Consider the following 12,491-nt stretch of genomic DNA (forward strand, 5'->3'; position numbering starts at 1 on the left):
GGTCGGGTCGGGAGAAGGAACGGCGGCGCCCGCACGGTCCGGAAGGGCCGTGGGGCGCCGTCGGCGTTTCAGCGCACCACCCGCATGGGCCCGGACGTCACGCCCCCCCGACGCTGAACCCGCCGGTGAGCGGGCTCTTGGGTTCCCAGGCGAGACCGCCGGGCCCCGGCGCGGTCGGCCGCGGGGGCCGGACGACCGACGCGGCAGGGTCGATTTTGCGATTCCGGTGCACAAGTCAGGGAATGCCATTACCCGGGGTCCGGTTGCGCTTGGTGGACCAGTTTGGGAGGTGGCCCGGCCATGAACGGTGCGCGCACGGTGCCCTCGCCCGCGCTCGCCCCTCCCCCGCCCTCATTGGACGTCCCCGATATTCCCGGGATCTCCGCCCATTCGTCCGCCGCTGACATCGCGCAGGGGGACACGCCGCGAGGCGCCTGGTGGCGCAGGCGGCGCGGGCTGATCGTCCAGTGGGGGATGCTGCTGGCCGCCGTGGCGGCGCTGCCGCTCTTCCACGACCAGCTCCCCGACCCCGGCGCCCTGTGGAGCGCCGCGACCCACGCCGAGCCGCTCTGGCTGATCATGGTGGTGCTGGGCGAGGCGCTGTCGATGGCCTCGTTCGCCCGGCTCCAGCGGCGGCTGCTGCGGATCGGCGGGCTGCGGATCCCGGTCCGCCGGGCGTTCGCGATCACCTATGCGAGCAACGCGCTGTCCACCACGCTGCCGGCGGGCCCGGCGGTCAGCGTCGTCTACACCTTCCGGCAGTTCCGCCGCAGCGGCGCGTCAGCGCAGCTCGCCACGGCGGTGATCCTGGCCGGCGGGGTGATCACCACGACCGCCTACACCGTGGTCGGCCTGCTGGCGCTGGTGGCCGAGCCGCACGCGCGCGGCCCGGCACTGCTGGCGCTGGCCGTCCCGTTCGCCCTGGTCCTGCTGCTGGTGCCCGCGCTGCGTTGGGCGCCCGCACGCGCACTGCTGGCCGCGCCGCTGCGGCGGGTGTGGCGGACCGCGATGGCGCACCGGCGGGTCGCCCCATACGCCGAGCGCCTGCACGAGGGCCTCGCGCTGCTGCGGCCGAACCGCCGCGACTTGGGCATGCTGGTCATGCTGGCCCTGTTCAACTGGGTGTTCGACATCCTGGCGCTGCTCGCCGCGGCGCGGGCCGTCGGCATCGACGTCGACCCGCACGGCGTGGCGCTGGCCTACTTCGCCGCGCAGGCGGCGGGCAGCCTGCTGCCGCTGCTGCCGGGCGGCATCGGCGCGATCGAGAGCAGCATGGCCGCGGCGCTGGTCGCCTTCGGCGCGACGCTGACGCCGGCCGCCGCCGCCGTGGGCCTCTACCGGCTCGTGTCGTACTGGGTGGTCGTCGCGGTCGGCTGGATCGCCTGGGCCGGCCTGCATGAGGGCCCGCGCCTCTCGGCGGGCACCAAGCGCCGGCTCGCCGGCGCCGGACGGGCCCTGCTCGACGGGTTCGGCGCCGCCGCGTGCCTGACGCCCTACTCGACGTTCCCGGCCGGCACGCCCGCCGAGGCTCCGCGCAACTGACCGGCGCCCCGGCGCCGCCGGGACCGAACCACTGAGCCGTACCGCTCGCCCGTCCGCGACTTGTTGCGACGGGCGGCCTCCTGCTAATCTCCCAAGCGAGCGCTTGGTCATACACTACACGGAGGCTCGATGACGTCCCTACGGGTCAGCCTTGGCTACGAACTTGAGGTGCGCGGCCGTTCCCGCGAGGTCGAACGGCAGGCGTTCGAGAACGTGATGGACCAGGTCGTCCTGGCCGACGGGCTCGGCTTCGACACCGCCTGGTTCGTCGAGCACCACTTCACCCGGGGCTTCTCGCACTCCTCCGCACCCGATCTCGTCCTGGCCGGGATCTCCCAGCGGACCGAGCGGATCCACCTCGGCCTCGGCGTGGTGCTGCTGCCCTTCCAGTCCCCGATCCGCACCGCCGAACGCGTCGCGACCCTGGACGTGATCTCCGGCGGACGGGTCGAGTTCGGCACCGGACGCGGCGCCTCGCCGCTCGAGTACCAGGCGTTCCAGCGCCCCTTCGAGCAGTCCCGCAAGCTCTGGGAGGAGTCGCTGGAGGCCGTCCTGGCGATCTGGAACGCCGACGGGCAGCCGGTCACCAGGTCCGGCGAGTTCTTCGAGGTGCCCGACGTCGCGGTCTACCCGCGGCCGGTGCAGGAGCCGCACCCGCCGGTGTGGGTCGCCTCCACCTCCCTGGACGGCTACCTCGCCGCCGCCAAGCAGGGCTACAACCTGCTCGGCATGACGATGCTCAAGGGCCTGGACGACGTCGCCGCCGACATCGCCAAGTACAAGGAGTGCCTGGCCGACAACGGCTTCGACCCGGACTCCCGGCGGATCGCCCTGATGATCCCCTGGCATGTCGCGCCGACCCAGCAGGAGGCCGTCGACCGCGCCGCCGACCCCGTCCTGTGGTACCTGCGCCGGCAGATCAACCTGGTCGCGCCGCCCGACTACACCGACGCCCGGCACGCCACCCACCGCGTCCTCGGGCAGCAGGCCGTCGGGATGCCGCCGGAGGAGGCGATGGGCATCCTGCGCGAGCAGACCATGGTCGTGATCGACGACGTCGAGGGCTCCCGCAAGGCGGTCGAGCGGATCGAGGCGGCCGGCGCCACCGACCTGATCCTCCAGGTCCAGGTCGGCGGGCTCGGCCACGGGCACGTCTGCGACTCGATGAAGCTGTTCATGCAGGAGGTCGCCAAGTGACCTCCTGGATCACGCGGGCCGCGTTCCCCGCCGGACGCGGGGCGGAAGGGCTGCTGGCCGTGTCCGCCGAGGCCGACCTGGTGGCGCCGCTCGGCGCCGCCGACCGGGCCGCCGCGCGCGAACTGACCGCCGAGACCCTGCGCGCCGCCGGCCTCGGCGCCTCCGACCGGGTCGTCGTCGCGCTCAACGGCGACGGCGAGCCCACCGGGCCGCTGATCGCCCAGGCCGCCGCCGAGGTCGGCACGGCCGCCGCGTCGGTCGGCGCCCGCGGCCGGATGCGGCTGCACGCGGCGCTGGAGGCCACCGGCGCCACCGCCTTGGTCACCACCCCGTCCGGCGCGATGGACTTCCTGGCCCGGCTGCACCTGGAGTTCCTGCTCGACCCGCTCGACCTGGAGCTGCGGCACATCCTGCTGGTCGGCGAGATCCCCTCGCCCAACACCTACGCGCAGCTCGCGAGCGAGTTCGAGGCGTCGGTGCGGGAGCTGTACGCCGACCCGTTCCTCGGCGTCCCGATCGCGCAGCGCGCCCCGTCCGACGAGGCGCTCACCCCGGTGCGGGAGGGCCTGCTCGGGCTCGCCCCGGCGGACAAGGACGCGCCGCTGGACGCCCCGTACGGCGAGGGCCTGGCGGAGATCGTCGTCACGCCCGGATGGCACTCCGGGCTCGGCGGCGCCACGCTGCGCACCGGCCACGCCGTCCGGCTGTCCGGCGGCGAACGGGCCGTGCCCGCGCCCGCGCACACCGTCGGCGAGCACGTGCTGATCAGGGGCCGCTGGGTCTCGGTTCCCAAGATCGCCGCGGCGCTCACCCGGATCGACGGGCTCAGCCGCTGGGACCTGCGGATCCGGCGCGAGGGCACGCTCGACGCCGCCGCGCTGCACGTCACCTTCACCCGGGACACCCTGGTCAAGAACCCGATGTGGAAGGCGCGGATCGCGCAGGCCCTGTACGCGCTGACGCCCGTCTCGATCGACGTGGTGGTCGAGCCCGAGGTCGGCGAGGACCGCGCGGCCGGGACCGTCACCGACGAGCGAGGCCACCACCTCGGCAGGGACCGCGCCCGGCTGACCTGACCGGCGCGGGACGCGGATCGCGGGGACCGGATGCGGATCGTCCAGGAGGAGCACGCGATGGAATTGCAGCCCGTCCCCGGCTGGGGGACGATCCCGCGGATGCTGCGGGACCAGGCGGAGGGCCACGGGCCGCTGGACGCCGTGGTCGCCGGGGACACCCGGCTGACGCTGGCGGACCTCGCGGCCGGGGCCGGCGAGACCGCGCGGGCGCTGATGGCGCTCGGCGTCGCGCGCGGCGACCGGGTGGCGGTCTGGGCGCCCAACAGCCCCGAGTGGGTCATCGCCGCGTTCGGGATCTGGGACGCCGGGGCGATCATCGCGCCACTGTCCACCCGGTTCAAGGGCCTGGAGGCGGCCGACCTGCTCGGCAAGGTCGGCGCGAAGGTGCTGCTGGTCGCCGAGGGCTTCATGGGCACCTCCCACCTCGGGATGCTCGCGGGCGCCGCCGGCGGTCCCGCGGACGGCCGCCCGCACTCGGGCCTGCCGGACCTTGAGCACGTCGTCGTGCTCGGCGACGAGCCCGCCCCGTCCCGTCCCGGGGTGCTGTCGTGGGCGGGGTTCATCGCGGCCGGAGCCGCCGTCACCCGCGACGACGCCGAGGAGCGGGCCCGCTCGGTCGACCCGGACGACATCGCGTCGATCATGGCGACGTCCGGCACGACCGGGACGCCCAAGGGCGTCATGCTGCACCACTCCCAGCTTCTGCGCGGCTACTGGGACTGGGCCGAGCTCGTCACGCTCGGCGAGGGCGACCGCTACCCGATCATCGCGCCGTTCTCGCACGGCTTCGGGATCAACGCCGGGCTGCTGGCGTGCGTGCTGCGCCGCGCCACGATGATGCCGATCGCGCTGTTCCAGCCGGACGAGCTGATGGACCTGATCGAGCGCAACAGGGTCAGCGTCCTGGCCGGCGCGCCGCCGATGTTCTTCAAGATCCTGGACGAGCTCGACGGCGCCCGCGCCGGAGCGGGCACGGCCGCGGGCGGCACGACCGGGGCCGGCACGGAGGACGCGGCGGGGGCGTCCCCCCGGAGGCGGTACGACGTGTCCTCGCTGCGGGTGGCGATCTGCGGGGCGGCGGCGGTGCCGCCGGAGCTGATCCGCCGGCTGGCCGACCGGGTCGGGCTGGAGCGGATGATCAACGCGTACGGGCTGATGGAGGGCACGGTCGTGTCGATGACCCGGCCCGGCGACCCGGTCGAGGTGATCGCCGCCACCACCGGCCGCGCCGTGCCCGGGGTGACGGTGCGCATCGTCGGCGCCGACGGGGGCGACCTCCCGGTGGGCGAGCCGGGCGAGATCCTGATCGGCGGATACGGCGTGATGCGCGGCTACTGGCGCGACCCGGAGCGGACGGCCGAGGCCGTCGACGGCGAGGGCTGGCTGCACACCGGCGACATCGGCACGCTCGACGACGCCGGCAACCTGGCCATCGTGGACCGCAAGAAGGAGATGTTCATCGTCTCCGGCTTCAACGCCTACCCGGCCGAGATCGAGGGTCTGCTCCTGCGCTGCCCGCTGGTCGGCCAGGTCGGGGTCATCGGCGTCCCGGACGAGCGGCAGGGCGAGGTCGGCTGGGCCTACGTCGTCCCCCCGCCGAACGTGACGGCCGATCCGGACGCCGTCATCGCGTGGGCGCGGGACAACATGTCCAACTACAAGGTCCCGCGCCGGGTCGTGCTGCTCGACGCGCTGCCGGTGAACGCCAACGGCAAGCTCGACAAGCCGTCCCTGCACGCGCGGGCCACCGCCGAGGCCGCGGCCGGGACCCGCTAGCCGCACCCCCGCCGGCGGGACCCGCTAGCCCGCCGGACGCCACTGGACCAGGGTGGTCTCCTCGTCGAAGTCCACGAAGACGGCCTCGACGGGGAGCCCGGGGCGGAGACCGGCGACGTCGCCGCCGGTGAGGTTGCCGTACATCAGCAGGTCGTCGCCCTGCTCCGCGCCGTCGTCCAGCCGGACGAGCAGGACCGGGAACGGGACCTCGTCGGCCATCGACCGCATGAAGACCTGGTGGTTGACGACCCAGCTGTAGACGCGGCCGGTTCCCCGGGCCGGCACCCACGCGTACGCGCGGGAGCGGCAGCGGTTGCAGACCGTCCGGGCCGGGAAGCGGAGCGTGCCGCAGCCGTCGCAGCGCTGGACGGTCAGCTCGTGCCGCCGTACCGCCTCCCACCAGGGCGCGGAGTCGCGGTCGGGTTCCGGCCTCGGACGCTGTGCCAGGCTCACGGGTCGCTCCTCAGGATCAGCGCCGAGGTACCGGCGAGGACGTATCCGGGCTGCGCCGTCGACAGCGCGACCTCGGCGCCCGGGACCTGCCGGTCGCCCGCGGTGCCGCGCAACTGGGCGACGGCCTCGGCGATGTGGTTGATGCCGTGCACGTACCCCTCCGACAGGAAGCCGCCGTGCGTGTTCACCGGCAGCTCGCCGCCGGGGAGGATCGCGCCGGACTCGATGTACGGGCCGCCCTCGCCCTTGGCGCAGAAGCCGTAGTCCTCCAGCTGGACGAGGACGGAGTAGGTGAAGCAGTCGTAGATCTCCGCCACGTCCACCTCGCCCGGCCCGACGCCCGCCATCGCGTACAGCCGCGGCGCCAGCCGGGCCGCCTCGGTGACGGTGAAGTCGGTGCCGTCCACACCGCTGCCCGCGCCGGAGAAGAGGCTGTCGCCGCCGCCCCACGCCGCGCCCGAGATCAGCACCGGGGGGTGCGCGAGGTCGCGGGCGCGCTCCCTCGAGGTGACGACGATCGCGCAGGCCCCGTCGGTCTCCAGGCAGCAGTCGAGCAGGCGCAGCGGCTCGGCGATCCAGCGGGACGCCAGGTAGTCGTCCAGGGTGATCGGGTCGCGCTTCAGCGCCCTCGGGTTCCTGACGGCGCTGGCGCGCTGCCCGACGGCGACGCGGCCGAGCTGCTCGTGCGTGGTGCCGTAGGCGTTCATGTGCGCCCGCGCGAACATGGCGAACTGCTGCGGCGGGGCGAAGTAGCCGTACGGCGCCTGGTACTGGGTGTCGAAGAGCGGCGCGGGACCACGGCCGGTGCCGCCCATGCGGAACTCCGACCGGGCGTTGATGGCGCGGTAGCAGACGACCGTCTCGGCGACGCCCGCGGCGACCGCCATCGCGGCCTGGCCGACCACCGAGTGCGAGACGCTGCCGCCGCCGAACTGGTCGAGGTACCAGGACACCTCGGGCACGCCGAGCGCGGGCGCGACCACCCAGGGCGGCGTGGAGTCGCCGACCCGGTGGGTGGCCAGGGCGTCGACGTCGTCCACGGTGAGGCCGGCGTCGTCCAGCGCGGCGAGGATCGCGTCGACCGCCAGGGTGAGCGTCGACACCCCCGAGTCCTTGCTGAACGGGGTGTAGCCGACACCGGCGACCGCGGTCCGGTCGCGGAAGGTCCCCACGCGCTGTCCTCCTCGCCTCGCGCCCGCGCCGACTCAACCGAGCAAGCGCTTGTCCACGACTCTAGGCGGCCCCCCGTGCGCGCGTCAACGACGCCGTACCGGCCGGCGACTCCGCCGGGTCGCCGCCGCACCGTCCGCCGCATCGGTCCTTGGACGGAGACCTGACCGGGACCTTCGATGGAGATAGTCAGATTTGGGAATGAGCATGCCTGATCAGGGGCTTTAGTTGACATGCACGGTCGGGCGCCCCGGAGCGGCTTGACACCTCGAATCGCCCCGCCCTATCGTCCAAGCAAGCGCTTGGCTAAGAGAAGGGACGGGTCAGATGGCCGACAATGCCACCGCAGCAGCCGCCGCGATCGTGCGCGACTCGGCCGAAGGACCCTCCGGCCAGGGAATGGAACGCCGCATGCACCGATCGCCCCACGGCTCCCCCGCGACTCCGGTCACCGACATCGACGGCGCCCGGTTCCGCACGGTCCTCGGCAGGTTCGCGACCGGGGTGGTCGCGATCACCGCGATCGACGCCGAGACCGGCCGCCCGACGGGCCTGGCCGCCAACTCCTTCACCTCGGTGTCGCTGGAACCGCCGCTGGTGGCCTTCTGCGTGGCGCACACCAGCAGCACCTGGCCGAGGCTGCGCCCGGCCGAGCGGCTGTGCGTCAACATCCTGAGCGAGCCGCAGCTCGAGGTCTGCAAGCGGCTGGCCATCAAGGGCGGCGACAAGTTCGCCGGCATCGACTGGTCCGGGTCGCCCGGCGGCAGCCCCGTCATCGAGGGGGCGCTCGCCTGGATCGAGTGCTCGGTCGAGCAGGAGCACGTCGCCGGCGACCACGTGATCGTGGTGGCGCGCGTGCACGCCCTCGACAAGCACCATGAGGGCGAGCCCCTGCTGTTCTACAAGGGCGGATACGGCCGCTTCGACGGCTGAGCCCGTCCGCGGCCCGGACCGCCGGCGCCCCTCCCCCGCCGTCCCGGTCAGGAGACGGGCGTGTTCTCCGGGGCGCGCAGCCGTGCCAGCACCTGCACCGGGTCGGCGAGCACCTCGGCGAACGCGAACTCCGCGGCCCCCACCAGCGTGCTGTCGTCGCCGAGTTCGGCGGTGCGGAGCCGGACCTTCTCGCGCGGCGCGGCCAGCGCGCCGGTCGCCAGCATGCTGCGGACCTGCGCGGCGGAGCCGAGGTAGACGTCGCGCAGCGTCCCGCCGAAGACGACCAGGCCCGGGTTGAAGATGTTGACCAGGTTGGCGACGCCCAGCCCGAGCCAGGTGCCGACCCGGTGCAGCGCCTCGCGCGCCACGATGTCGCCGCGGTCGGCGGCGTCGACGACGGCGCGCACCGCCGCGCGGCCGTCGGGGTGCGCGCCCTCCTCGCGCTCGGCGTGCGCGAGGAGCGTGCGCTCGCCCACCTCGGCCTCCAGGCAGCCCTTCGAGCCGCAGGAGCAGAGCCGCCCGCCGGGGTTGACGACCATGTGCCCGATCTCGCCGCCGAAGCCCTGCTCGCCGCCGAGCAGCCGGCCGCCGACGATGATGCCGCCGCCGACGCCCACGTCGCCGTGCAGGTAGATCAGATTGTCGCAGCCGACGCCGGCGCCGCGCTCGTGCTCGGCGAGCGCGCCGAGGTCGGCGTCGTTGCAGATCGAGACGGTCAGGCCGAGGCCGAGCCGGCGGGACAGGGTGTCGCCGAGCGACATCTCGCCCATGTCCAGGTTGGGGCCGAACATGATCGTGTCGTCGGCCCGGCGGACGATGCCGGGGAAGGCCGCCGCGGCGCCCACGCAGACCGCGGCGGGCCCGGCCTTGCGCACCAGCGACCGGGCCGCGGCGGCGAGCGCGCCGACCAGCTCGCCGGGCTCGGCGTCGCGGTCGCGGGTGCCCTCGCGGCGGTCCATGATCTCGCCGCCCAGCCCGACCCGCGCGACCACCAGCCGGTCGACGCCGACGTCGAAGGCCAGCACGTAGACCCGGGTCGACTCGGGCCGGACCACCAGCGACGGGCGGCCGGCCCGCCGCCCCGGCTTGCGCGGCAGCTCCTCGCGGACCAGCCCGGCGGCGGTGAGGTCGGCGGTCAGCGCCATGATCGTGCTGCGGTTGAGGCCGAGCGACTCGGCCAGCGTCGCCCGCGACGCCGGGCCGCGCAGATGGACGAAGCGCAGCAGCGTGCCGAGGTTGTGCCGCCGGATGTCCTCCTGGGACGGGCCGCCCTTCATCGGCGCAGCCCGAGGCCGCCGCCGGTCCCGGAGGTGATCAGCTCGACCACCTGCCGGTGCGTGACATCGGCGGTGCGCACCTGGGCGACCATCCGGCCGAGGTACAGCGCGGCGATCCGGTCGGAGACCGCGAACACGTCGTTCATGTTGTGCGAGATCAGCACGACCGCCAGGCCCCGGTCGGCGAGCCGCCGGACCAGCTCCAGCACCTGCTGGGTCTGCGCGACGCCGAGCGCGGCGGCGGGCTCGTCGAGGACCACCAGCCTGCTGTCCCACAGCACGGCGCGGGCGATCGCGACGGTCTGCCGCTGCCCGCCGGACAGGTTGGAGATGCGCTGCCGCACCGACCCCATGGTGCGGACCGACAGGCCGGACAGCGTCTCGGCCGCCAGTGCCTCCATCGCCGCCTCGTCGAGCGTCAGGCCGCGGCGGCGCTCGCGGCCGAGGAAGAGGTTCTGCACGATGTCGAGGTTCTCGCACAGCGCCAGGTCCTGGTGCACGATCTCGATGCCGAGCGCCGCCGCGTCGCGCGGGTTGCCGACCCGGGCCGGACGGCCCTCGAAGCGGTACTCGCCGCGGTCGTGGGGGTGGATGCCGCCGATGCACTTGACCAGGGTGGTCTTGCCCGCCCCGTTGTCGCCGACGAGCGCGGTGACCTCGCCCGGGTACGCGGTGAAGCACACGTCGTGCAGGACCTTGACGGAACCGTAGCTCTTCTCGATGCCCCGCAGGTCGAGGACGGGCGTCACCGACATGCCGAGGGGCTCCCACCGTGCCACGTCGACCGCCTCCGATCCGGGGGACCGCCCCCGGACCCCCACCGGGCGGCCGGGTGCTTCTCGCTCCGCCGCGGTCCGGCCGGCACTGCGCGTCGAGCGCTGGTGGCTGGTGAGCGTATCAGCAGCGTTCCCCGCCCGGAAACGGGCGAGGGCCGGGGAGCCGACGGCGCGCGCCATCGGCTCGCCGGCCTCCCCGGCGGTGCTCACCGGCCGGCGGCCGACCGCCGCCGGCGGGCCAGCGCGTCGATGCTCGCGGCGAGCAGCAGCACCGCCCCGGTGATCAGGAAGTTGAGGTAGGCCTTGGTGCCGAGCAGCCCGAGGCCGTTCTCGATGATGGCGATGACCAGCCCGCCGAACACCGCGTCGCGGGCCTTGCCGCGCCCGCCGAACAGGCTCGTCCCGCCGATGACCGCGGCGCCCACCGCGTACAGCAGGGTGTTCCCGCCGCCCGAGTCGGGGGTGACCGAGTTGAGCCGGGACGCGGCCACGATGCCGCTGATCGCGGCGAACCCGGAGGCGATCATGAAGACCGAGACCCGGATCCGGGTGACGTTGATGCCGGCCCGGCGGGCGGCCTCGGCGTTGCCGCCGACCGCGTAGACGTGCCGGCCGTAGGGGGTGCGGGCCAGCACGAACGTGCAGGCGATGAGCAGGACGCCGACCAGCGGCACGCCCCACGGGATGCCGGCCAGCGTGACGAACGGGCTCGGCGCCCGGTCCAGGCTCAGCAGGTAGGTGCCGGCCAGCAGCACGACGGCGACGGTGGCCGACTGCGCGACCACCAGCTCGATCGGGCGCGCCACCAGCTCGCGGGACCGCTGCCGCCGCCAGCGCGCGAGCTGGACGGCCGCGTAGCCCGCCGCGCAGATCCCGGCGAGCGTCCACCCGGCCCAGACCGGCATGTTCTTGTTGGCCAGCGCCACGATCACGTCGTCGCGGACCGGAACGGTGCCGCCGTCGCCGATCAGCCTCAGCGTGAGGCCCTGGAGGCCGAGGAACAGCGCGAGCGTGACGACGAACGACGGTATCCGGACGACCGCGACCAGCCACCCGATGCCGGTGCCGATCACGATCCCGATCGCGACCGCCGTGATCACCGCGACGTACCAGGGCTGGCCGGAGTCGGCGATGAGCTTGGCCATCACCGCCGCGCTGACGCCGCTGGCCACACCGGCGGACAGGTCGATCTCGCCCAGCAGCAGCACGAACACCAGGCCCATCGCCAGGATGGTGATCGGCAGCGCCTGGGTGAACAGGTTGGCGATGTTGCCCTTGCTGAGGAACGTGTCGGGCCGCAGCGCGGTGAACAGCACGACCAGCGAGACCAGGCCCAGGATCGCCGGCAGCGCGCCCAGCTCGCCGGACCGCACCCGGCCCCAGTAGTCCGCGATCGCCGACCGCGCGTCGTGGTCGCGCCGGTCGATGGCGAAGTCCGAGTCCGCCAGGCGCACGGCGGCCTCCTTGCCCTCGGGGATGTCGGTGGACACCTCGGCCCCCTTCAGATGCTCTCGGCGGCGGTCGTCGGCGCGAGGCCGAGATCACCGGAACGGCCGGCGGTGATGAGCTCCACGACCTGGCCGTGGGTGACCTCGGCGCGCCGCACCACCGCGGCGACCCGGCCAAGGTAGAGGGCGGTGATGCGATCGGCCACCTCGAACACGTCGTTCATGTTGTGCGAGATGAGCCCGACCGCGTGCCCGGTGTCGGCGAGCCGCCGGACCAGGTCCAGCACCTGCCGGGTCTGCTGGACGCCGAGTGCGGCGGTGGGCTCGTCCAGGATGACGACCTTGGACTCCCACAGCGCCGCCTTGGCGATCGCGACGGTCTGCCGCTGCCCGCCGGACAGGCTGGCCACCTGCTGCCGGACGGACTTGACGGTGCGGACCGACAGGCGCGCGAGGGTCTGCCGGGCCGCCTCCTCCATCGAGTCCTCGTCGAGCACCAGGCCGTTGCGGCGCTCGCGGCCGAGGAACATGTTCTGCACGATGTCCAGGTTGTCGGCCAGCGCGAGGTCCTGGTACACCACCTCGATGCCGAGTTCGGCGGCGTCGCGCGGCCCGCCGATCTGCACCGGCCGGCCCTCGAACTCGATCGTGCCCGAGTCGGTCGGGTGGATGCCGGCGATGCACTTGATCAGGGTCGACTTGCCCGCGCCGTTGTCGCCGACCAGGGCCATCACCTCGCCCTGGCGCAGGGTGAAGTCGACGTCGTGCAGCACGTGCACGGGCCCGAAGCTCTTGTTGAGCCCGGTCAGGGCGAGGACGGGGTCACCGTTTTCTGCCACGAGT

11 protein-coding genes are annotated in these 12,491 nt (G+C 73.9%); 5 read left to right on the top strand and 6 right to left on the bottom strand.

Features of this window, described 5'->3' with window-relative positions; all coding sequences use genetic code 11:
* Positions 1-300 precede the first annotated feature (300 nt).
* From QP090_RS04935 to QP090_RS04950, 4 genes are all read left to right on the top strand, one after another.
* Positions 301-1,542 (top strand): lysylphosphatidylglycerol synthase transmembrane domain-containing protein, encoded by a 1,242-nt coding sequence (locus QP090_RS04935; RefSeq protein ID WP_285937255.1) that lies wholly within the window; start codon positions 301-303, stop codon positions 1,540-1,542.
* 129 nt (positions 1,543-1,671) lie between these two features.
* On the top strand, positions 1,672-2,739 hold the full coding sequence (locus QP090_RS04940; RefSeq protein WP_285937256.1) for an LLM class flavin-dependent oxidoreductase: 1,068 nt from the start codon (positions 1,672-1,674) through the stop codon (positions 2,737-2,739).
* Complete coding sequence (locus tag QP090_RS04945; protein WP_285937257.1) at positions 2,736-3,815, top strand: phenylacetate--CoA ligase family protein; 1,080 nt, start codon at positions 2,736-2,738, stop codon at positions 3,813-3,815. Before QP090_RS04940 ends, QP090_RS04945 begins: the two co-directional genes overlap by 4 nt.
* 57 nt (positions 3,816-3,872) lie before the next feature.
* Entirely contained in the window at positions 3,873-5,591 is a 1,719-nt protein-coding gene (locus tag QP090_RS04950) for an AMP-binding protein (RefSeq protein ID WP_285937258.1), read from the top strand.
* A 24-nt stretch (positions 5,592-5,615) separates the two neighbouring features.
* On the opposite strand, the gene QP090_RS04955 is transcribed toward QP090_RS04950, so the two are convergent.
* Positions 5,616-6,044, bottom strand: a complete 429-nt coding sequence (locus QP090_RS04955) for a Zn-ribbon domain-containing OB-fold protein (protein ID WP_285937259.1) — start codon at positions 6,042-6,044, stop codon at positions 5,616-5,618.
* A complete protein-coding gene (locus tag QP090_RS04960; protein ID WP_285937260.1) occupies positions 6,041-7,216 on the bottom strand; it encodes a thiolase C-terminal domain-containing protein in 1,176 nt (391 codons plus the stop codon). Before QP090_RS04960 ends, QP090_RS04955 begins: the two co-directional genes overlap by 4 nt.
* A 409-nt stretch (positions 7,217-7,625) precedes the next feature.
* Between QP090_RS04960 and QP090_RS04965 the strand changes: the two genes are divergently transcribed.
* On the top strand, positions 7,626-8,147 hold the full coding sequence (locus QP090_RS04965; RefSeq protein ID WP_285937261.1) for a flavin reductase family protein: 522 nt from the start codon (positions 7,626-7,628) through the stop codon (positions 8,145-8,147).
* Positions 8,148-8,194: 47 nt separating this feature from the next.
* Here QP090_RS04965 and QP090_RS04970 read toward each other — a convergent pair whose 3' ends face one another.
* The 4 genes from QP090_RS04970 to QP090_RS04985 form a co-directional block, all read right to left on the bottom strand.
* Positions 8,195-9,424, bottom strand: a complete 1,230-nt coding sequence (locus QP090_RS04970) for an ROK family transcriptional regulator (protein ID WP_285937262.1) — start codon at positions 9,422-9,424, stop codon at positions 8,195-8,197.
* Entirely contained in the window at positions 9,421-10,179 is a 759-nt protein-coding gene (locus QP090_RS04975; protein WP_285938580.1) for an ATP-binding cassette domain-containing protein, read from the bottom strand. Before QP090_RS04975 ends, QP090_RS04970 begins: the two co-directional genes overlap by 4 nt.
* A 227-nt stretch (positions 10,180-10,406) precedes the next feature.
* On the bottom strand, positions 10,407-11,690 hold the full coding sequence (locus tag QP090_RS04980; protein ID WP_285937263.1) for a sugar ABC transporter permease: 1,284 nt from the start codon (positions 11,688-11,690) through the stop codon (positions 10,407-10,409).
* An 11-nt stretch (positions 11,691-11,701) separates the two neighbouring features.
* Positions 11,702-12,487, bottom strand: a complete 786-nt coding sequence (locus QP090_RS04985) for an ATP-binding cassette domain-containing protein (RefSeq protein WP_285937264.1) — start codon at positions 12,485-12,487, stop codon at positions 11,702-11,704.
* Positions 12,488-12,491: the final 4 nt, after the last annotated feature.

The organism is Actinomadura xylanilytica (assembly GCF_030283145.1).
Lineage (GTDB): Bacteria > Actinomycetota > Actinomycetes > Streptosporangiales > Streptosporangiaceae > Spirillospora > Spirillospora xylanilytica.

Excerpts from the sequence above, each read along its gene's own strand:
- QP090_RS04935 (WP_285937255.1), top strand. The coding sequence starts at position 301 with ATGAACGGTGCGCGCACGGTGCCCTCGCCCGCGCTCGCCCCTCCCCCG.
- QP090_RS04940 (WP_285937256.1), top strand. The coding sequence starts at position 1,672 with ATGACGTCCCTACGGGTCAGCCTTGGCTACGAACTTGAGGTGCGCGGC.
- QP090_RS04950 (WP_285937258.1), top strand. The coding sequence starts at position 3,873 with ATGGAATTGCAGCCCGTCCCCGGCTGGGGGACGATCCCGCGGATGCTG.
- QP090_RS04965 (WP_285937261.1), top strand. The coding sequence starts at position 7,626 with ATGCACCGATCGCCCCACGGCTCCCCCGCGACTCCGGTCACCGACATC.
- QP090_RS04970 (WP_285937262.1), bottom strand. The coding sequence starts at position 9,424 with ATGAAGGGCGGCCCGTCCCAGGAGGACATCCGGCGGCACAACCTCGGC.
- QP090_RS04975 (WP_285938580.1), bottom strand. The coding sequence starts at position 10,179 with ATGTCGGTGACGCCCGTCCTCGACCTGCGGGGCATCGAGAAGAGCTAC.